We start from the raw sequence: 24,064 nt of genomic DNA, 5'->3' as shown, positions 1-24,064 counted from the left end.
CTTATAACTTTTTTGTGGTTAATGATTTTATATGAAAAACAGCTTCTTTAATCGGTAATCCTGTGTTTGGTAAATCGTCATAATCTTCTCTATCAGCAGGAGTGTCTGGTGTTGGAAAATGACGTTGCTCTCCCGTACGGAACATGATACGCTCAATACCATCGGCAGGAGCATAAAATATTTGACGAGATGCTTCACCGCCGTTTACCGTTACCGTATACGATCTAGAAGTCGTATCTAAAATCACTTTAATGGTATATGTTTTTCCTGTTTCGTAATCGGCTATTTTTCTAAAACGAGAACCTGCTTTCGTTTTTAACACGCCTTCCTCATCAAAGACCAAACGAATAGATGGCAAGCCTGTTTTATTTTGAAATTCCACTTGTAACAACCCATGATTGTTTTGCTCAGGAGTAACCGTAAACTCCGCTTCCATTTGTTGAGCAAAAGGAATGACACGTTCTACACGTGCATAATCAAACGGATCGTGATCACGAAGTGTTAGTGTTTTCTCGTTGTTGTTGTTTTCAATTTTTGCAGATGCCCAAGACAAATTGTACACATTCCAAAAATCTAATTCTTTACCGTTTTCCAAGTTGGTAAACACATCATTTACATCTTTATTTACCGAACTTTTTACAGGAACAGGAATGGATGCCACCCAAATATCTTCTTTATTTACACTGTAGCTTACCCATAAATTCCCATCCTTAGGTGTTCCATTATTTTCGGTAATACCACGCACATATTGAGGTCCGTACGATTTGTAATTTCCTCCGTAACGCATTGGGGTGATTTCACCGTGCACCAATAATAAATCGGTATAATTTACACCATCATTACTAGTTGAAACCGCTAATGGCCAACGATATTCTGATGGATTGTACACTGTAGCATAACGTCCGTCAGTAGTTTTTTGTCCCCATATTTTAGCATTACTATTCACAAAACCTGGAGCTCTTAACGGAGTATATTCCCACGTTTTTCCATCATCTTTACTTAAGGATGTTAACGCGTGTTTCCACAAACCAACCACATTTCCGTTAGGTAAATGATAATAACTAAAGGCTTTGTATTGTTTTTTTAACGGAATTAAAGGATCGTCTCTATCAGCTTCTTCTACCCATTGTTGCATCAACAAAGGTTGTGATAAAATGTCTTCACATGCTTTTTTCAAACCTCTATCCTTGCTTTTTTTATAGAAAGGAAAATTTGTGTTTTTTTCATTCCATCCATGATTGTATCGAATAAAATAAATGGGACCTAAACTCCCATCTTTTTTAATTTCACGTATCACACGACCAATCCCTTTTCCATCATTAGGACTGTCTTTTTCATCCATTGAAATACCGTAAAAAGCTAAGGTAAACAAACGATTATCAGAAGATGTGTAAAACCCCATACGTTGATGCATGGTGGCTGTTAAATTTTTAGCAACTCCCGCTACACCTTCTTTGGTATAACCATCGGGAATGCTGTAAATAGGAAAAGCTACTTCTGGAAAACTCCAATTCTCCCCATCTTCAGAATGCATTAAAAATGTTTGACTTGGTGGAATGTGCTCTCCTGCTGGATCGCTCAAATAGTTTACATAAAATTTTCCATTCCAATATGCCATGTTGGTAGCATGGTTGTACGTCCAACCAAAACCATCGGCTTTTTCTGGATGCTCTCTACTGGCACGCATAATTTGATGTGCATGCACTCCAACCGCCAAGGGTAATTGCCCATGATGATAATCTACGTTTGATAATGTTTTTCCGCTATAATGTACTGTATCTTGTTGAGCAGAAACGGTTGCCGTTCCACCTGCAAACAAAAAAGCCACTGCTAAAAATATATGACGTTTCATGTGTTATTTTCTATTTTAGGAGATGCTGAAATAAATTCAGCATGACCACATTTATTTTTTATTCTTTTGAAGGTTACCCTGAACTTCTTTCAGGGTCTCATAGTTAATTTACTTTCATTTTTTTGAGATGCTGAATCAAGTTCAGCATGACGACACCTTATCTACTTTTCTTTACTTTCTTCAACTAAACCATTCAATACTTTTTCTGAAATGGTGGTAATCGTACCGTGTTTGTGTCCTTCTGGAAGTTGAATTTGAGCAGTAACATCTTCAAAAGTTTTAAAATCGGATGTTTTTACGGCTTTGTAATTTTTTTCACCATAATTATCGTAATAAATCAACCAACCATCTTTTTGTTTTAATACGGTTGGCCCTTCAGATAAATGCCCTGAAAACGGCTCGGTAATATTGGTAAATGGCCCTGTTGGTGACGTTCCAAAACCGACTTCTATATCACGTCTTGGTCTGGTATTGTCTTTAATAATTAACGCATAATCATTTTTTCCACGCTTCACAATCACACAATCAATCACACTAAAACCAGGATCTAAAAACAACTTGGTTTCAGAAAAAGTTTTAAAATCTTTTGTGGTTACGTAATACATTCTGTGATTGTTGTCTTCGGCCTCAATTCCTTTTTCAAATCGATGAGGAATGGTAGAAGCCCAAATAATGATGTATTGATCTTGCGCATCATCATAAAAAATTTCGGGAGCCCAAACGTTAACCACGGTTGGTTCGTTCTTCATTACAGGAATGTATTGTTGCTCGCTCCAATTGATTAAATCTTTTGAACTTGCATAGCCAAAACCATTACCTCCTTTCCAATCTGTTGTCCAAACCATGTGATAGGTATCATCTTTTCCACGAACAATAGATGGATCGCGCATTATTTTACTATCGCCTGCTTCTGGTTTTAAATAAGGCCCTTTTAAATCTTGCCAATGATATCCATCTTCACTAACCGCTAGGTACAATCCCTCAGTTGCTGGTTCTCGAAACGAGGTAAATAAAAAAACATCCTTTGTAGGCGCACAGCTAAATACGGTTACCAAAAGCAGTAGTATCAGTAATTTTTGCATTTTTTAGTTTTAGTGGTTTTAAAGGATATTTAAAATGTGTGTTTGTCATTCTGAATTTATTTCAGAATCTCATATTGATAAAATTTCTCGACTTCGCTCGAAATGACAAAAGACACTCTTTAAACACCCCTATATAATGTATTGCTAATTAATTGACTTTTATTTCTTCTTTTAAATCTTTTCCTGCTTCTAAAGGTGTTTTCACATTATCAAACACATTGTTTTTTAAATAAATAGCTTGAGTTTGCTCTCCTTGAACTTGTAAAAACACATCTGTAGGTTGCATTGGAAAATTATTTCCTATGAAAGCTGTTTTCACATTTTTTATGCTAATTACAGGTTTATTTGCAATAGGTTTTGAAGTTCCTACATTGTCTAAAATAATTTGCTCTGTATCTTCAACCTTAAAAGCACTTCCTAATGTGGTGTTGATTTTTACATCGTGAAACTCAATATTTTTAGCAGTATGAACCGAAAAACCTTCTTTAGCATCAATGTCAACATCTGAAAATGTAATGTTGTGGATAGGCATTTCTGGAATTCCTAAAATACGTCCCGCAGTATTAACATTGGTTGCTGTAACGTTACTGATATGAATGTTTCTAAAAATTGGTGTTTTTTCTGTAACAGGGCCTTCTACAGTGTTTTTATCGTAAAATAAATTCAACATAAAGGCTTCTTTCTGGATGTTATTCATCACTACATTGCTTATGCGAATATCTTCCACAACGCCTCCACGACCTCTAGCAGCTTTTAAACGAATACCCCTATCGGTGCCATCAAACACACAGTTTGCAATGGTTATTTTTTTAATCCCTCCAGACATTTCACTACCAATAACCACTCCTCCGTGACCGCTTAACATGGTACAATTAGTAATAGTTACATTTTCGGTTGGTGTTGCCCATTTTCTTCCATCGGCATCACGACCTGATTTAATAGTGATACAATCGTCTCCCACACTAATATGACAATTAGAAATGTGCACGTTTTTACACGACGTTGGATTGATTCCGTCTGTATTAGGTGAATACGGATTGAAAATAGTTACATTGTCAATAGTAATGTTATCACAAAACGCTGGATTAATAGTCCAAAACGGTGAATTCTGAATGGTAACTCCTTCAATAGTTATATCCTCGCATTGAAACGCTTGAAATAATGGCGGACGATGAAACATATAACTACGTGTTCTTTTGTAGTAATCTTCGGTTTTTACATCTTTATTCGCTTCAGCGGTCATTTTTTGATATTTGGTTGGCTCTAATTTTTCTTTGGAAGATTCTATTCTCCATATTTCTTCCCACCAAGCACGACCTTGACCATCGATTGTTCCGCGACCAGTAATCGTAATATTTTTAGCATTTCTAGCATGTAAAAGTGGCTTAAAGGTTTGAATAACGGTACCTTCCCAACGCACTTCTATAAATGGTAAATAATGATCAAAATTGGTTGAAAACTTAATTAAAGCACCAGCTTCAACGTGTAAAACAATATTGCTTTTTAAGGTTAAAGCACCTGTTAAATATTCCCCTGCTGGAAAATACACAGTGCCTCCACCAACTTCTGAAGCCTTATCGATAACCCCTTGAATCGCCTCGGTACATAATTCGCCTTTATTGTTTCCGCCATGCTCTAAAATATTAAACCAACCGTTATTTGCCCAACCTACGGTTGACACTAAAACGCAACATATTAAAACTAATTTCTTCATAACCTTTTTTTGACCCATTTAAAATTTCAACTTATAATTTAATCATCTGTATGAGATTCCTCCTCATTCTTCTTTCGGAATGACACAAACACCTTGTCATATTGAGCAAAGCGAAATATCTCACCCCTACTTATATTAATCTATATAATTACTTCGACATTAAAATTAATACCCAATCGTTTCCTTCCTGTGACTCTCCAGGTGCATCAAAATCTAAAATACCTTCATTTTTTAACGTTCCAATAGCCGTAGTTTCTCCTGTTGATGGATTGAACCAAGACCCTTCAACATTTTCGCTTTGAACAATACCCATATTCACCTTAATGGCACGCCCAGTGTACGTGTACAGTAATGCATAATCGTTACCTCGTGTGGCGGCGATATAATCGTATTTTTCGCCTTGATTGGCTACCAAGCTAGTATCTGGAATACGGTTGAAATAGTCGAACTTCAACATTAAATTTTTCAAATGAATCATTTGTCCAGCACCTGGATCGTTTAACGCCTCTACCCAATAGGTTTTACTTCCGTAAGCTTCTGGAATCTTGTGATTAGCATGCATTTGCATGATATGGTTGTTTCCGTAGGTGAATCCAGCTGCACCAGCAAACACCGACCAATAACCGTAACGGCGTAGATCTTTAGCTTTCCAATGTGGTTGTAAGGTATCGTGTAAACCTTGTGGAATCCCTTCGTATGAAGGCTCTCCATCTAAGGTTGGCTTTGTTGGTTTTAAGTTGAAATCGACATTAACAAATTTGTAGTTATCTTCGCCATAATTACGCTCGGTATCGTCCTGATCGTAACGACGATGCCCCGATTGGAACATGTTAAAATCTAACCAAGACTGGTTGTGAAAATTATCGGAAGAATCGGTTCTTCCTCTAGGATGGAACGTCACCAATAAATCTGGAAAATTAGCTTTTAAAGTGGTTCCTATGGCATTCCAGATTTCGGTATTCTCGTTACCAAACGTATCGCCACCAACTAACCATATAATATTTTTTCGGCCTTTAAAACGTTCCGATAAAAAATCGGCATATGCTTGCGCTTGTTCTAACGAGACATCTCCTGCTGTTACCGGCGAGCCCCAAACAGGCACCATCCCTAAATACAAACCTTGTTTTTCGGCTTCATCTAAAGCGTAATCTACATGATCCCAAAAATCATACGCTTCGGGATTGTTAAAATCGCTGCCTTCGGTTACCAAAGGTTTCGATATATCTTTTGCCACTAAAGCAGAATCCTGATAGACATTTGCCACTTCGAGCGAGTGAAGAGTCATGATTTGAATGATGTTAAATCCTTTGTCTTTTCTATCCTGAAAATACGTTTTTAACTCCTCTCTATTCAATTTATTAAAAGCCAACCAGCCCGTATCTGCCAACCAGAAAAACGGTTTCCCATTTTCTTTTTTAAAATAATGCCCTTGCACTTCTAACTTAGAAATTAAAGGCTCTGAGACATCTTCTTTTATAATAGCTTCTTTTTTATTTCCTGAACACGAAATAACCATAGCTAGCAAACCTACGGCAATAAGACTTTTAACAACGTTAGCACTTTTAATCATAACTTTAGTTTATATTTTAACCACAACTGCAACCGCATGTTCCATGCCTTTTGGCTGCTCTAGTTGTATATTAGATTTTCCTTTAATTTTAGTTTTCGAGATTACTTTTCCGTCTTTCGCGTTTACCCAGTATACAGAAAAGGTTCCGCGAGCATTTGACAGATCTAAGGTGTACGTATGCGCCTTAGCAAAGTATAACACGTACGATTTCCCTGGATTTTCTAAACACCAAACGGCATCTTTATAATTAGAATTAATTTTTGGTTTGGCTGTAGCCACAATGCTATTAAATGCATTAACCTCTACCTTTGGTATGCTTGGTAATGAGCCCCCTGCCATAAGCACAGCCCATCCAAACCTAGGGGCAGCATTGGTAGAATATAACACTGCTTTTTCTGGATATGTATTTCGATATTCTAGAACTGCACGATAAACCTGCTCGGCCGTTTCTTTACCCGTTTTCATTTTGCGAGCATGCTGTCGTGGCGCTAAATTTTTACCGCCTTCTGGAGCATACACCGAACCATCTTCGCGGTAATGCCAATATTTAATATCTATAACATCGACTGTTTTTTCACGTTTAGCATCATTTAAAATAGCATCCTGAACATCTTTGGTTGCCGCTAATCCCACTAGAGTATTATCGGCATTTTCATTTTTCCAATGTTGCGCTTCATCTAACCAAAACTGCATAAAATGAAGCGGCCCAGTATATTCTTCGCTTGTGAATTGTATAACGTTAGACTGATTTTTAAAATTATCGAAAGATTTTTTTATAAAGGATTGATGTAGCGCTTTACGCTGTTTGTTAGTGACATCGTAAAACTGCTCGGCCATAAAAATTCGCTTGTCACCAGCATACGGCGGAGGCTCAGGAAATCCGGTTTCATTTATATTATTAATGGAACGCCAAGGCGAACTAGACCAATGCGCACCTGCTTCGATAATGTTATGCTGAAAATACTGCTGATTGATTAACACCTGCCCGTGATCTTCGGCTAAACTGGCAAACTCTTGTAAACGATCCCAATACCAAGCATTAAATTCTGTTAAATCGTATTTACTTAACTGATCCCAGGCCAAACCTTGGCCAGAGCGTGCAAAAGGTTGCTCATAAAACGGCGGCCAAACATCAGCATCTATTCTTCGGGTACGTTCATGGTCGTCCATTCTGCGTTCGTACCACAAACCGTAATTGTGGTCTAAAGCGGCAATATTATGCTCTTGGAAATATTGAACCACATCGTTTAAATTATCTGTAAAACCAGTACCTGTTCGTCCTGGCACAAAACGGGTAACGTGAGGTCTGGAATTATTAATATCATGCTTTCTTAGGCTTCCGCGCCACCATTGCACGTTTTGCTTTTCTCCTGTAATTAATGCCCCTTCAAAAACTAATTTTCCTGCAATAATTTCTGTTTTCGGATTGTAATAATGAGCTCCTGATGGCGGGCGAATTTGCCATAAATTTGGTTTTTCACCTATATTTTCTGTGCCAATTGGTATCGGATTTGCTTCAGACGATTTCTGAATCCATTGTGGCATACTCATCACTTCATTTTCGGCCTCCTGTGTTAATATTTTGGCCTGCTCTACAGTAGGGCTAGACGTTGGCTCAGACCCCATATCATAAATATGAGGATCCATAGGTATTTCTCCTAAACGATTTTCTAACTGTGCGTAAAATAAACTTCTTGGTGTAATATGGTTGTTGACATCTTTCCAATGGCCATTGCCGCCCATAATGCCTCCCCAAACACCGAAAGCCCAGTTTTGAGCTGTTGGCGGACTATAATTTAATAGTTTTGAAGCTGAAGTCTCCCAAATAACACTATTAGCTGCCGTCCAACCAGCACCGCGCCCTGTTTGTTCGCGGTTGTTATAATTGATGCCCTCGCCATCTACATACGACACATCGAACAACACGCCTGTTGCCCATGAGCCTATCGCCCCACTATTACTGTAAGGCAAATAGGAATGACATTGAACAAAAGCATTAGGTCCTGTTGTGCCTAAACCACCCACGGCAAAATCGTTATACCCGTACTCGGAATAACAACGCTGAAATAAGGTTTGTTGCCCTTCGGTGTAAAACGTATGCCTTCTAAACGCTGCAATTTCCGAAACAGGTTCGGTAGCCATACAATCTTCTACAGTAATCTGCTGTGCAGTTTTTAAAACGTTTACTGCACCCCCAGCAAAATGTTTAAAGTTTACCTGACGCACCCAAGCATTTTTTACATTAGCCAGACTAACACCAAACCAACGGTGTTGCTCGTCTTTTGGGTTTGAAGCATCGAAAGTAGATTGCATACTCATATTTTCTACACCTACATTTTCTATTCTTCCTGTCCACGTATATTTAACAATTTCGGGTTTACCAAAGGTATCATCTAAAGTCATTGTAAGCGGTGCATTTAAAGTCACCTCGTTACCTTTTACGTCTTTAACAACGCGGTTCCAGGTAATGTCCCAATCTCTGGTTTTCCAACCAATCCAGCCAGTTTCTGCGCCAAAGAAATCCATTCCAAGAGTCTTAATCCATTTATCGGTTAACCGTTGACGAATGATGATATCATCGGAAGGCTTTAATTTAGACGTTTGTTCTAATTGAATTTTTTGAGCACCAAGCGGTGTATATGTTGTTTTGAATACTAAAGTATCGGCATAAGTTCTGTTGTCTTCACCTAAAACACTTACTAAAGCTTCACGCTTTAAACCAGTACCTAACAAGACAGTTTCGTTATCTTCATTCCCACTTCCGCGAAGCACAACACCCGAAGCTTTTAAATATAAAGTACCGTTAATTTTGAAAGTACCTTTATCTAAAAGCACAGCACCACGGAATCCGTTAACATCTGGTTTTAATCTACTCACATAATCGATCGCATTTTGAATATTTTGCGTAGCATCTTCAACTTGATGCGATACAAAAATTTTAACATCGACTGTTGGGATTGCCTTTTCGGAAGCCATATAACCCGCAAACGAAAAATCGGGAATCTGGTTTCCTAAACTATCGGCCACATGCAGAACCTTTCCATTTTCATCTTTAACAAGATCTGGAAATGCTTGTTGTGCGTGACTGTAAAGCACAGTAGAGCCTACTATTAAACTTGACAAAAGGACTTTACCTTTACGATAAAGCCCTCTACTTTTTATGCCGATAAATTTCATAATTGCCTGATGTTCTGTTATTGCAATAATCTATCCGATAAGGTGTTTACATTATTTTTTGCATTCGTCCAATCCACCTTTTTAGTCGGATCGATTCCGTTGATGTACTTTTCGATATTGGTATAGCCATCGCCGTTTACATCCTGATTCGCATCGGAAGCATCATTCGGATTTAAACCATATTTTTTCTCCCATCTGTCTGATATCCCATCACTATCCGAATCTTTATAAGGCTTACCTTTGTATTCTGGATAACCACCAACCTGATCGGGATGCGTAATGATGCCTTTTTTATAAGAATCGGCAGGAAGTCTTCGTTTTATAAATTCTTTACCAATGGTGTTTTCTAAACCATCTTTATAGGCTACTTTTCCAGTTTTTACTGTTTTAATAATACGCTCATCTACCGCATCGCGAACGGGTAAAGTTGCGCCCACATTATCTAACACGTATTGATAAGCCGCTTTAGTTTCTAAGATGGTAACATTTGCCATTTTAAACGGTTTAGCTTGCTTAATATAAGCTAAATCTCTATCACCTTCTGGTTGTACGCCGCCATTCCAATTATCTTTAGTAACTTCGGGAGCTCCTTCAACAATATTACCGTTTACATAAGCACGCCCAGGCGTTTTTGGCTCGTAATATCCTGTTTCTGGTTTAATAATTCTATAACGAATAGGCTCATTTTCTGGAGTAATTGGCCCTGGTTTAAAATAGTTATTAATAATATTGAATCTAGAACGGTAATCGCCACCATCTAAAGAGCGGTTCCACCAGTTAAACAACACATTGTTTACAAAATTAAAACTGCCATACATGCCTATAGATGGGTTTCTGGAAATGTTATTGGCCCATAAATTACGAGCAAACGTACTGTTTAAACCACCAATAGTACTACCAAAGGCATGGTTATATGTATCTAAACCTTCAGAAGAAATGGTATTTTGAATGGTAACATTTACTGTTGGTAACTTTTCGCGTTTCGACTTTTCGTTGGCTTGAAACATGTGTCTGTACATGGAAATATTTTCGTCTAATCCCCAGCTTACAGAGCAATGATCTATTATAATATTTCCTATAGGATTTCCGCCCAAAGCATCGTCTCTTCTAGTTACATCGGTTGCCCCGCGTCGAAAACGCATGTATCTAATAATAACATCGTGCGTATCTATTAACACCGATTCGCCTGCTACACAAATACCATCGCCAGGAGCCGTCTGTCCTGCAATGGTTACATAAGGTGCACGCACGTTTATAGGCTTTTCTAACTGAATAATTCCCGCAACATTAAACACGATCGTTCTCGCACCTACAGCTTCTAAAGCTTCGCGCAAAGTTCCAGAACCGCTATCGGCTAAACTGTTTACAACGAAAATTTTTCCGCCACGACCACCTTGAGTGAAAGCGCCACCGCCTTCGGCACCCGGAAAAGCAGGAATATCGGCCTGAACTAAATCTGCAGGCGTTGAAGCCCAAGGGATATAAGGTTTGCCTTGTTTGGTTTCATCTTCAATTATGTGATAATTAGCTTTCCAAATTTGGTCTAACCGAGCTTCTTCTTGAGCCATGGCTTCATCGGTTTTGTCTTGCAGTGCTTTTGGAATTTCTGGGTATTGCGCCAGTACCGTAGCTATATTAAAAACACTTAAAACGATACCTGATTTTATTGCTTTTGATGCTGAAAATTTCATGCTATTATATATTAGTTAAAATAGGTTCTTGGTTAGTTAAGTAATTAGTTTGTTTTATTTTTTTCGGCCTCTATGCGTTTATACCAATCGTCTCTTTCCTTTTGAAGATCGTAACCACGCGCTGATAAATAATTATTAATTCGTCCTTTATATTTACCAAACCACCAGTGTTTTTCGTGAGAAGAACCACCATCCATGGCGTGCTCTCTGGCTTCTTCTAAATTACTATAAATATATTTTTTTTCGTCGTCTTTAAGACTTGGTATCATTTCTAGAAAGGCCGCATAGGTTTTAGGTAACACCCCGTAAGTCATTCCATCTTTTACCGCATTAACTTGATCGTCGTTTAGCGTTTTAGACAAATTGTTAACATATTTTTTATGTAGTTTATCGATATCTTTATCGGCTTTAGATTTAATTTTCTCTATTTCCTTTTCTTGTACTTCATTAGATTTTGAAGACGCTTTTACCGTTTCAATTTCGGCGTCTCTAGATTCATGTATAGTATTAAGGTTTCTGTATTGATTAGCAATTAAATCGCGAACAACCAGTTCCTGTTCGGCATTGTTCAGATCCAAACCATCTACAATTTTCTGAGCTCTATCGTTAGTTACTTTTACATATTCGGGATCTACAGCTTGTGCCATTACAAACTGCTGTGTAAGTATTAAAATGATTACTGCTAAAAGTCTTGTTTTTACTATCATTATAATTTAGGTCTTAAAAAAATTCCTGCAATGCACAGACAAGCAGGAATTTTAATGTATTTATATTATTTTTTATACGCTGCCAAGCCGTCTTTTAATTCATCTAAAGTGTCTTGGTTATGCTCTAGATTTTTCCAATCTACTTTTTTCTTCGGATTGATGCCATTAATATACGATTCTATATTAGTATAGCCATCGTTATTGTTATCTACTTTACAATCGGAATAGTCATTAGGGTTTAAACCATATTTCTTTTCCCAAGCATCTGGCATTCCATCTTTATCTGAATCAACATATGGAGTTCCTTTATATTCTGGATAACCACCAACTTGAGCGATATCTGTTATAATGCCATGTTTATAAGAATCTTTGGCCAAACGACGGTGCTCGAACTGATAAAACGAGTCTGGATCTAGCCCCTTTACATATTCTGGTTTTCCTGTTTTTACCGTTCTAACAATACGCTGGTCTACAACATCGCGAATAGGAAGTGTAGCACCAACATGTTCGGTTACATAATCGAATGCTTCATCGGCATCCATAATTTCGCGAATCCAAGGCATTGGAAAAGGAGTGCTTGCATTCATATAATCAAAATATGGTTTTGCGCCTTCAAAATCTAACAATTCACCATCTTTACCTTCAATCTGAACGCCACCAGCCCAGTTATCTTTAGTGATTTTTGAATTATTTTCTACAATATTTCCTTTAACATAAGCACGACCGTAAACCATAGTATCTAATTTACTTCTACCCGCTTCTGGTTTTAAAATTCTATAACTTACTGGTTGATCGAGTGGTGTTAATGGCCCTGGTTTGTAATAGTTGTTAATGATGTTGTATTTAGCAGTATAATCGCCACCATCTATAGAACGGTGTACCCAGTTAAACATGACATTGTTCACAAAATTGAAAATACCGTTCCACCCGATTGAAGGGTTTCTCCCGGCATTATTCGCCCACATATTTCGCATAAACGAACAATTTTCTCCACCTAAAGTACTACCAAAAGCATGGTTATAGGTATCTAAAGCTTCACCAAATAAACTATTTTGAATAGTAATGTTTACGGTTGGTTTTTTTTCATCTTTATAATCGGCTCCTGGACTGTACATGTGTCTGTAGATAGACATATTTTCGTCTAATCCCCAAGTTGCAGAAATGTGGTCTAACATAATATTCCCTACAGGATTTCCTCCAATAGCATCGTCGCGACGACCTACAAAGGTTTCGCCTCTGCGAAAACGCATATGACGGATAATGACATCGTGTGTATCGATCCAAACAGTCTCGCCTGCCACACAAACGCCATCGCCAGGAGCTGTTTGCCCCGCAATGGTAATGTAAGGTGCACGAATAATTAATGGCGTTTTAAGAGTAATAATACCTGCCACGTTGAATACTATAGTTCTGGCACCGCCTTTTTCGCAAGCTTCACGTAAAGATCCAGGGCCATCATCGGCAAGACTGGTTACGGTATAAACTTCACCGCCACGACCACCATAGGTATACATTCCGCCGCCTTCGGCTCCTGGAAACGCAGGAATATCTGCCTGTGGCAAATCGGTTGGACGCCCTGCCCAGGGAATGTATGGTTTTCCTTCTCTGGCTTCTTTTTGGACTATAATTTTAGCCTTTTCCCAAGCTTCATCAGAATGCTTATAGGCTTCGGCTTTAATAGCTTCTTCTTTAGCTTTGTCTTCCTTAGTTAATTTTGGGTATTGTGCGTAGACATTGCTCATACCTAAAAGTATACCTATTAGAAGAAATCTTTTTGTTTTCATAATATTTTTTTGATCTATTTTATGTGTAAAATGAAATGTCATTTTCATTTTTAATAAAGCGTTTTTTAAATTAAAGCAAATGTCTTGAGGCGCCCGACTTTTATGGCTTGAAAAAAGACTGAGAAAGTTTTTCTTTATTTTTTAAGTTCCTAGGGAAGGCTTCTCTTTTGATTTGCTTTTCTCCGGATAATCTATAACGATAACATCACTTTCAATGTCATCCTTATCCATCAATATCACTTTAAGCTTACTTTCATTTTTAATATCGATGACTTGTGGAACCATTCCCACATTAGAAAATCTTAATTTTCCTAAATTAAGCATCTTAATTACAAACTCTCCCTTGCCATTCGTTACAACGCCATTAGAAACGCCTTCTTCCACCACGTTAACCCCTACAAGTTTCTCTCCTTTTTCATTGACCACAATACCAGCAATTACTATAGGAGACTGACCCAGTATAGAATTACTCCAAATACCTATAAAAAAAACAACTAGGTATGTTTTTAAAATGTGTTTCATAATTAATGTAATTAATTAGTTAAAGGATTACAAAATTGATTTATGCAATCGATTACGGTTCTCAAATATATAGAGATTATACAATGCGACTATCCTGTACTATACTGCAATTTTTGTTAAACTCAAGACTCATTTATCTAAATAACTTTGGTAATTCACGAAACAAAAAGCCTGTATTGATTTATAAATACAGGCCTTTTATTAAAGTTGCTATTTATTAAATTAATTTAAAGGATTGAATGATCCTCCCCATCCTGTTGTTTGCTCCAAATACGGGGCCGAGTCTAATAAATTTTGATATATTCCAAAGAAATAATACTCATCATACCATTTAAAAGTAAAATTAACAGGATCTACATCATCTCGAACCTGAACTTCAAAATGGTTATCGTATAAATAATCTACATACTCTTCGTAGGTGGTTATACCATCTGGGTAAGTTGTTGCATCTCTATTAATTATAGGTGCATTCTCTCCTTTAAAAGGATCTGGAATGCCTATATAAAATGATTCAGGGTTTGATTTTGCAAATGTATAATACCCCTGTCTTCTAGAACCATCTATTGGTTTTTGGTTTAATCTAGTACAGGTTCCTGTATTATCATTAAATAACATCCAACGTCTTAAATCGTGAAAACGTTTATTTTCGTAAGCAAACTCAACTTTCCTTTCATTAATAACAGCTGCAAAGTGTTGGTCTCTAGAACTTACGTTTCCTAAACCGTAATGACCATCTAAATTCTGTACTCCAGCACGCTGTCTAATATCTTCTATATAGCCCATGCCTTCGGCCAATTTATCAACACCAATAGCCGATTCGGCTAAATTTAACACCACTTCTGCGAAACGAATTTCCATATAATCGGCTCCGTTATTTTGAAAATTAGCAGTTTCACTAGAGTTATCGTTTGTGAATTTTCTTAAATATATTCCTGAACCATTTTGAAATGTATTGGTAGCAATCTTAGGTTCGTCTGGTCCTACTGCTTGTGGATACCAAAAATAAGTCCAATTTCGATAATCTCTATCTTCAGAAAATGACCAAATAGAACCATTATAAGCAAATGTATGATAAAAACGAGGATCTCTATTCTTATAGAATTCATTTAAATCGCTACTCACATCATATGCACTACCATCTGCCATTGGAAAAGCATCTACAATATTTTTTGTTGGTGATATACCGCCATTACCGCCTTGATCTTCTGAACGGGATTGATATTCTGTGTAATTATTTCTTTGAAAACCAGAATCATTATCGGCAAAATTATTAAATCCGAAACCAAAGATAGATTCCATACCATTATCTTTAAACCACATATTTTTCCAGTCTGGGTCTAAGCCTTTTCCTGCATCCAAACATATATTATATGCTTCTAAATTGGCATCGTAAGCACGTTGCCATCTTCCTCTATCATCATTTCTATTAAACAACGGACTTGCCCAAGTTAATAACACTCTTCCTTTTAAAGCTGCAGCAGCTTCAACTGTTATTCTGCCAATTTCATTAGGTTCGTATGGTCTTGCCTCGTGTAGTAAGCTCTGAGCCATATCTAAATCGGCAACGATTTGTTCTATTACTTCTGCAGAAGTACTTCTAGGTGTTTGCACATCTGTATCGTTTATATTAGCAGGCTGAGCCTCTAACACCAAAGGTACTCCCCCGTACAATCTTACTAGCTCAAAATATTGCCACGCGCGCCAAAAATGAAACTGACCCTTAATTTGATTTTTAAAATCTTCATCAAGTCCCGTATATTCGTCTATATTACCTAAATAAAAATTGCAATACCTTATCCTTGTCCAGGCATTGTTTTGTGCACTGGATTGAATGGTCTGCCCTAAAGATCTTAAACAATGGTTGTTTGTTGGCGAAATATCTGGATACTCTCTATTTATATCAACTTGTCCTCCCAATTCATCAGATGCTTTAGCAAATAAATCGGCACCTGAATGTTCTACAGCGGCTCTTGACCACATAGCCATATTAGGATCATTATCTGGCAACATTAAGTAGTACAAATAGTCTAGATAGCGTGTCGCTAGCTCTTCGTCTTCAAAAATGCCTACATTAACACTAGAATAATCCTTCTTTTCTTCTATAAAATCTGTACTACAATTGCTAAGAAAGAACGTAACAAATAAAGTAAAAAGATGATATAATTTTATATTTTTCATGCTGTCTGTTTTTTATTTTTTTAAAAACCAATATTTAAACCTAAAGAAAAAGTTCGAAGTGTTGGATAATTGTTATACGACCCATATGGAGTTAGCCCAAAATCTTTATATGGATTAAATAGAATAAATGGATTCATGGCCACAAAATTAAGTCTAAAACTACTTAACCCTACTCTTTCAGTTAAATCTTTAGGAAAAGCATAACTTAAGTTAATATTTCTCATTACCAAACTAAAACTACTAACCTGCCAAAACTTAGAACTTACAGTATTTATCCCACCTTGACTTTGTCCCACACTTTCATTAATAGAGCTTGAAAGGTTAGGAATGGTTCCATTTGGATTTAATTCTGGGTGATACATATCTGACCAGAATTTTGGTCTGTTTTGATAGTTACCACTAATAGCATAAGAATCATATGGATCTTTAGCATTGCCTACTTCGCGATAACCACCCCAATTAACAGTTAAAACCGTATTTAAAGTAAGGCCTTTATAGCCAAATCTAAATGTTGATGCGAAGCCCTGCGGCCCTTTCGCTCTTTCTTTTAACTGAATTTGATCGAATTCATCGATAACACCATCTTTTTCTGCAAATGTTCTTGTTTCTGGATCCCAAGCCCCTCTAACATCTCTGTAATATAACATTCCTGGCTGAAGGTTTTTTGCATCTATATCAAAAATTTTAGTTACACCTGTTTCTGCTAAATAATTATCAATATCGGCTTGATTTTTAAACATGCCCATGTAATCGTAACCCCAAGCACCTCTATCTGAAGGACCTGGCTGGTTAGTTTGCCAAGGATACCAGTTATCTGGATTAGCAAAATTTCCTTCAATGATATCATTATTATACCATCCCATATTAAAGTTAACGCCATAAGTAAAGTCTCTACCTACTGTATCGTTCCAACCAATTGAAATTTCTGTTCCCCAAGTATTGGCTCTTCCTGCGTTTGACGCAGCTGTTGCCCCTCCCACAGTAAAAGGAACTCCGGAATTTAAATTAACTAATAAATCTGTTCCATAATTATAAAACGTTTCTGCAGAAACAGCCAATCTACTATCTAAAAATCGAGATTCAAATCCAAAGTTTGTTTTTAACTCTTGTCCCCATTTAACATCTCTATTGGCTTGCCCACTATCTTTTAAACCATCAGATGCCGATTCGTTACCACCAAAAACAGCACCTTCGCCTGGTCGAGCATCAAAATTTTGTCGCCATTGCCACGGTTTAATATCATCTTTACCAACAACACCAACAGACCCTCTAAACTTTAAGAAATCGATTACATTCGATTCAAAGAAATCTTCATTGGAAATAATCCATCCTCCTGAAACAGAAATAAAATTACCCCAATAATTTTCTGGTGCAAACTTTGCAGAAGCATCGGATCTGAACAAAAGTTCGGCAAAATAGGTGTCATCATAATCATAATTAATTCTACCAATATATCCCAAATCTCCAGATTCACTTCTTCTATTGTAAGTGTATTCTGTATCTACTCCATCAATTGTTTGCCATATCATACCATCTGCCCAATCTGGAACACCATTAGCGATAATACGATCGGTATAGAAAAACCTTTCTGATTTTTCTACAGCAAATAATGCTGAAATTGTACTTTTCCCAAAGCTATTATCGTAAGTGGCTTGAAACCGCGATTGATCGGTACCACTTCTACTATTATCAATTAATATCCTGTCGTTATTTACTACTTCAACCTGGCGTCTAATTGTATTTGTACCTAAAGGTCCAGAACCGTTTTCATAAACTATATAAGTTTGACCTTCTGTGGTTAATTGATCTGCTCCAAAAAACTGATTAAGCGTATAGATACTACCCGTTTGGTTACCTCTACCACTGGTTTCTTGTCGTGCATAATTAGCCTTCAACTTTAAACCTTCTATAAAAGGAACCTCGTACTCTAAATTTATATTAACAGTTACATTACTATCAGCATTATCAGACACGTTATTCAACCTAAGTAATTCTCCATAATGAAATCCTATAATTTCATCACTAGACTCCGAACCATTTAATACGGCAGGTAAGCCATCTACATACATAGGCATAAATGGTGTTCTATTTTGTAATTGTCTGAAATCATCTTCTGGATTTTGATTACCGATAGAACTGGACGTTCTGGTAACATCTGTAAAATAACCAGACACTTGAAAATCGGCCTTCAAACCTTTTGCTACTTTCACATTAGATCCGGCTCTAAAAGACCATCTATCATAGTCTAGAGTTCCTAAATTACCATCCTGTGTAAAAAATGACACACCACCAAAATATGTAGCATCATCGGTACCTCCAGATAAATTTAGATTATGTCTCTGACTACCTGAAGAGGACCAATATTGGTCTAGGGCATTATAATTAATCGTTCTAAAATGTTCTAACTCTGCTGGTGAAAAGAAATAGCGATTATCGGGAGTCGAATTGGAAGGGTCGTAATTATTTCCAATATTTTGTTCTGGATTAACACTGTTCATGATGTTGAATGACTTCCCGTATTCGTAGGCATTTAACATTTCTGTTCTATACGCCTCATCTGAAATAGAAAAATTACCGCTATAAGAAAACTTAGCTGGCCCTTTTTTTCCGCGCTTGGTTGTTACCAAAACAACCCCCTGGGAAGCTCTTGAGCCATAAATGGCAGCCGAAGCATCTTTTAAGAAGGAAATGCTTTCAACCTCGGAAGCATCTAAATTATTAAACAACGTAGGATCGCTATACCCTGTATTAGGATCTAATTGCACTATACCGTCTATAACATATAACGGATCGGTAAAATTAGCATCTTTTGCTCTAATATTATTACCCGAAACAGGGTTACGTATTGTAATTCGTGCAGGAACTCCTGGTCTAGATTCTCCACCTGTTACACCTACACCCAATACACGTCCAACTAAAGCCGACGATAAATCGCCTACAGGAAGATCTTCTATCTCTTCTCCTTTAATTGATTCCACAGCTCCTGTTATGGCTTCCCGCTTTTGGGAGCCATATCCTACAACAACAACTTCGTTTAAGGATTCTGTATCTTCTTGCAGGGTAACATCTATTCTAGACTTCCCCTCTACCGAATGCTCGACTGTCTTTAGTCCTACATAAGAAAATACAAGTATTGCATCAGATTTTACTGTTATACTATAATTTCCATCAAAATCCGTTACTACTCCATTGCTTACACCTTTCTCGACAATATTAACACCCAAGACAGGCATTCCATTATTATCTAAAACAGATCCAGTAATTTCCTTTCTGTCAGTAGAGTTTTGGGCAAACCCCGAAAATGTTATTAACAAAAAAAGCAATATGGCAAGCGGATTGCCTATTAAGTTTTTCATATTAGTTTAGTTTAGTTTTTTTATAAATTGGAATATAGGCAGGCAATATTGTTAAATTAATAATAATTAACTGTTATTTTTGAACTATGACCAATTTTATAAAATTAAAATTATTTAATTAAATTCATTAAAAAGCAAAGAAAAATTAACAATAAACAAGATAACTTCCTACTTTTCATGTTAACGCATTTCGGTTTTCAACCTAAATTTTACAATATCAAATCGTTATCAATTCCATATCCATTTTAAATTTAAATATGTACAAAATAAATAAGGCATGTGTTACCATATAACACATGCCTTATTAGTGAATAAAAAAACTTTATTTCTTTTAGCTCAAATTAATGAGACACAATAAACTTAACAGATTTTGTTCCCTCTAAAGTTTTTACAGTAGCAATATATAAACCAGATCTGAACTCAAAATCCATATCATTATTGGTTTTAACTGTTTTAACTAAAGCTCCTGTAATGCTATAAATATTAACTTCTGTAGCCATCTTAACATTAGAAACGTATACTTTATTTTTAATTGCTCTTACATGAGATGACACATCTGAAACTTCGCCCGGTTTATCTATACTTAAAGTAAATTTAGGATTTTCAACAAGCGTATCTGGCACATCTGCTATTCCAAATGTTAAGGCATAAACTGCATTTCTCCAAATGGTTAATGCTTGTGGACTAACATTCGCACCATCTCCTAAAATAGTAGCTCCATAACTAAATGATAGTGCTACGGCATCTGCACCTAAAACATCTGTTTCTGCTTCTCCTAATTGTGTTCCTGCAGGAATATAATTAACTACTATAGCTTGAGAGGCATCTAAAACTTCTGGTACAGTAGCTGCTGTAGCTCCTATAGCATTATTGATATCTAAACCATTTAATACATCTATACCTTTGGTTCCTCCAACGCTACCATCATCGTTAGCATTAGCTTCTTTAAAAATTCTTATGTCGTCGCTCTCAGTAAAATCTATTCCACTAAATAAAAAGTGATTGCTATTTACCGCTGTAATAGATACATTTTGTGTAGCTGTTACACTTGCATCGGCATCGGTTACGGCTCTACCGTCTCTAAACGCCCAAGTTTTATTGTATATTACTGGCGTTGTGATATCTTTAACACCTAATGCTCCACCAGGCATAAGCATAGCTGCACCAGAACTGATTGTTTCTTGAGCTATTACTAAATCGTAATCTGAAATTTCAGGAAGAGTAGAACCATCTGCTGGTGTTTCTATATAAGTAACTTCAAAATTAGCATCGGCATAAAGCATGTTTATTACAGGATCTGCACCTGGAGCAGATGCTCCTTCACCTTGACCTACACCTTCTTGATTTACATAAAGTATTTTTCTAGGTAAAACAAAGTCTGGATTTTCAACTAAAGTAGTTGGTACTTCAGCTATACCATATATCAAAGCATAAGCTGCATTTCTCCAAATAGTTAATGCTTGTGGAGAAATATTTTCACCATCTCCTAACACCATAGCTCCATAACTAAACGATAAAGCCACAGCATCAACGTTTAACACATCCGTTTCTGCTTCACCGATTTGAGTTCCTGATGGCAAATAGTTTATTACAAATGCTTTGGTTGCATCAGTTACCTCAGGAACAGTAGCTGCAGATGCTGCTCCAGGACTAGAAAGGTCTATGTCGTTTAATACATCTATTCCTTTATTACCTCCTACACTACCATCGTCGTTGGCATTGGCTTTCTTAAATATTCTAATATCATTACCTTCTGTAAAATCTATACCACTAAATAAAAAGTGATTCGTATTTGCAGCTGTAACAGATACATTTTGGGTTGCTGTAACACTAGCATCGGCATCGGTTATAGCTCTGCCGTTTCTAAACGCCCAAGTTTTATTGTAAATTACTGGCACTGTAGTATTTTTTATACCTAAAACACCATCTGGTTGAAGCATTGGCGCATCCGAAGATAATGTTTCTTGAACAATAACCAATTGGTATCCATTAATATCTGGTAAATTAGAACCATCTTTTGGAGTTTCAACATATTCTACATAAAAATTATCATCGGCTTTAAACATTTTAATAACCGGATCTGATCCAGGTGCAGATGCACCTTCTCCTTGACCTACGCCTTCTTGATTTACATATAAAATTTTCTTAGCAATCTCACCATTATCGTATAATGTTGTAGGTACTGTTTTTCCAGTTAAAACATACGCCGCATTTCTCCAGATAGTTAAAGCCTCAGAAGTAATGTTTTTACCATCAGCTCTAACTTGAGGGCCGTAACCAAAAGCCAAGGCTACAATATCTACACTAGCAGCATCTCCAGCAACTTCCCCTAACTGAGTTCCTGCCGGTATGTGGTTTATAACTATAGATGAAGCAGCATCTTCTACCTCTGGTGTAGTCGCCAAGGTACCACCAGCTGCATTAGAAATATCTAGTTTATTAAGTACCTTTAAACCTGTTTTATTATCCGCCGCAGTTCCATTATCATTGGCTGTACTTAAAAATAAACGCACATCATCTCCTGCAGTAAAATCGATACCACTGAATAATGGATTCGACTGATGCTCTGCTGGAACGGTAACAGATACACTACTTTTATTGGATGCAATACCTGCATCGGCATCGGTTACTGCTTTGGCATTTCTAAACGCTTCAGATTTACAATAAATTACTGGCACTGTTAAGTTCTTTAATGCTAAAGCACCAGCATCTGGAATAAAAACAGAATTCCCCGAAGATACACTCTCCTGTACAATTATAAGATCGTAAGACGATAAATCTGATGGGCTTATAACCCCACTTCCATCAATAGTTCCTGCTGTAACCGAAAAGTTATCATCTGCATTAAGCATTCTTGTAATGGCATCATCTCCTGGTACAGACGCTGCACCTCCCTCATCATTTGTATTGGCATTATTTAAATACAATACCATAGATAACTCTTGAGTGTTTTCGTAAAGTGTGGTTGGCACATCTAACCCTGTTAAAACATAGGCTGCATTTCTCCAAATAGTTAAAGCTTCAGAAGTAATATTTACACCGTCCGCTCTTACTTGCGGACCGTAGCCAAATGCTAAAGCAACAATATCTACACTAGCAGCATCTCCAGCCGACTCTCCTAACTGTGTACCTGCTGGTATATGGTTTATTACAATAGACGACGCAGCATCTTCCACCTCTGGCGTGGTCGCTAAAGTACCTCCAGCCGCATTAGAAATATCCAGCTTATTAAGTACTTTTAGACCTGTTTTATTATCGCCTGCCGTTCCATTGTCGTTTGCTGTGTTAAAAAACAATCTTACATCGTTCCCACCAGAAAAATCGATACCACTAAATAATGGGTTTGATTGATGCTCTGATGCAACAGTTACAGAAAGACTACTTTTATTAGATGCAATACCTGCATCGGCGTCGGTTATTGCTCGTCCGTCTCTAAACGCTTCAGATTTACAATAAATTACTGGCACTGTTATATTCTTTAATGCTAGCGGACCGTCCTCTGGCTTAAAAGCTGCATTCCCAGAACCTACATTCTCCTGAACAATTATTAAATCATAACTAGATAAGTCAGATGGAGTGATAGCTCCAACTCCATCTATAGTTCCTGCTGTTACCACAAAATTATCGTCTGCATTAAGCATTCTGGTAATGGCATCGTCTCCTGGCACAGATGCCGCACCTTCTTCATCTGTTGCATTCGAATTGGTTAAATACAGCACCTGTTTCTCTTGCGCGTGTATTTGAAATGAAATTAATGCTATAAAGAGCATTAAAAAAATGGTAGTTTTTTTCTTCATAATTAATTTTGGTTTAGTTAATACTACGTCATTATTAGCACATCAAATTAAATGATGTTTAATAATATAGCATGCAATTTTAGAAATTAATAATAATTTAGCAACATTATTGAACAATGGTCAATTTTATAAACTACACCATTATCATAAAAAAATACTATTTATTGTGTAATAATGATATTTTGAATTCAAGCTGCATGACAAAAAATTCAATCCTATTCATAATTAAAGAAGAACTAAACCACTATGGATAGGAAGTCTATAGGTTTACTGAAAGTCCGATTATTTGTATTTATCTTAGCCACAAATACACTAATATTCTTTTTATAAAAACTATGTCAAATATTCGTGCATTCGTGGCGCAAAAATATTTATAGAAACTGGAAGTCTTGCACTAAAAACGCATAGTTTCAACTAACGACTGAGACCAATGAATTAAAAAAATGAAATATGATTGTACAGTGAAGCGGCTTAAACTTAGCTTTGTATAGCGAAAAACTGTATTTAGCATAAGCTCAAAAAAAGAAATAAATAATTATCATATAAGTGACTAAACCATAGTTTTATTATAAATTACGAAATTGACCATCGAACAAAATCAACTCACTTATTTTTAAAAAAACTATAATTTGCA

At 36.7% G+C, this 24,064-nt stretch carries 12 protein-coding genes; all 12 read right to left on the bottom strand.

What is annotated here, in order from left to right; genetic code table 11:
* Window position 1: 1 nt before the first annotated feature.
* Entirely contained in the window at window positions 2-1,852 is a 1,851-nt protein-coding gene (locus tag ACR9EA_RS04950; protein WP_435138337.1) for an exo-alpha-sialidase, read from the bottom strand.
* Between the two features lie 161 nt (window positions 1,853-2,013).
* Complete coding sequence (locus ACR9EA_RS04945; RefSeq protein ID WP_435138335.1) at window positions 2,014-2,934, bottom strand: glycoside hydrolase family 43 protein; 921 nt, start codon at window positions 2,932-2,934, stop codon at window positions 2,014-2,016.
* Between the two features lie 148 nt (window positions 2,935-3,082).
* The gene (locus ACR9EA_RS04940; protein ID WP_435138333.1) at window positions 3,083-4,648 is read right to left on the bottom strand and encodes a glycoside hydrolase family 28 protein; all 1,566 of its coding nucleotides are present in this window, start codon (window positions 4,646-4,648) and stop codon (window positions 3,083-3,085) included.
* 148 nt (window positions 4,649-4,796) lie between these two features.
* Window positions 4,797-6,218, bottom strand: a complete 1,422-nt coding sequence (locus ACR9EA_RS04935) for a glycoside hydrolase family 140 protein (protein ID WP_435138331.1) — start codon at window positions 6,216-6,218, stop codon at window positions 4,797-4,799.
* 9 nt (window positions 6,219-6,227) lie between these two features.
* Entirely contained in the window at window positions 6,228-9,395 is a 3,168-nt protein-coding gene (locus tag ACR9EA_RS04930; protein ID WP_435138329.1) for a DUF6298 domain-containing protein, read from the bottom strand.
* Window positions 9,396-9,412: 17 nt separating this feature from the next.
* Window positions 9,413-11,086, bottom strand: coding sequence for a polysaccharide lyase (locus tag ACR9EA_RS04925; RefSeq protein ID WP_435138327.1), 1,674 nt, complete (start codon window positions 11,084-11,086; stop codon window positions 9,413-9,415).
* 44 nt (window positions 11,087-11,130) lie between these two features.
* Window positions 11,131-11,793, bottom strand: coding sequence for a DUF3826 domain-containing protein (locus ACR9EA_RS04920; protein ID WP_435138325.1), 663 nt, complete (start codon window positions 11,791-11,793; stop codon window positions 11,131-11,133).
* 65 nt (window positions 11,794-11,858) lie between these two features.
* Window positions 11,859-13,577 carry a pectate lyase family protein gene (locus tag ACR9EA_RS04915; protein ID WP_435138322.1) on the bottom strand — a complete coding sequence of 573 codons (1,719 nt, stop codon included), beginning with the start codon at window positions 13,575-13,577 and terminating at the stop codon, window positions 11,859-11,861.
* 141 nt (window positions 13,578-13,718) lie between these two features.
* Window positions 13,719-14,099: a carboxypeptidase-like regulatory domain-containing protein gene (locus ACR9EA_RS04910; RefSeq protein ID WP_435138320.1), complete on the bottom strand. Its 381-nt coding sequence runs from the start codon at window positions 14,097-14,099 to the stop codon at window positions 13,719-13,721.
* 222 nt (window positions 14,100-14,321) lie between these two features.
* Window positions 14,322-16,277 carry a RagB/SusD family nutrient uptake outer membrane protein gene (locus tag ACR9EA_RS04905; protein ID WP_435138318.1) on the bottom strand — a complete coding sequence of 652 codons (1,956 nt, stop codon included), beginning with the start codon at window positions 16,275-16,277 and terminating at the stop codon, window positions 14,322-14,324.
* A gap of 20 nt (window positions 16,278-16,297) precedes the next feature.
* Window positions 16,298-19,633 (bottom strand): SusC/RagA family TonB-linked outer membrane protein, encoded by a 3,336-nt coding sequence (locus tag ACR9EA_RS04900; protein WP_435138316.1) that lies wholly within the window; start codon window positions 19,631-19,633, stop codon window positions 16,298-16,300.
* A gap of 341 nt (window positions 19,634-19,974) precedes the next feature.
* Complete coding sequence (locus tag ACR9EA_RS04895) at window positions 19,975-23,430, bottom strand: T9SS type A sorting domain-containing protein (RefSeq protein WP_435138314.1); 3,456 nt, start codon at window positions 23,428-23,430, stop codon at window positions 19,975-19,977.
* Window positions 23,431-24,064 lie beyond the last annotated feature (634 nt).

The organism is Formosa sp. A9 (assembly GCF_051200825.1).
GTDB lineage: Bacteria > Bacteroidota > Bacteroidia > Flavobacteriales > Flavobacteriaceae > Formosa.
This window is presented reverse-complemented; position numbering and strand designations above follow the sequence as displayed.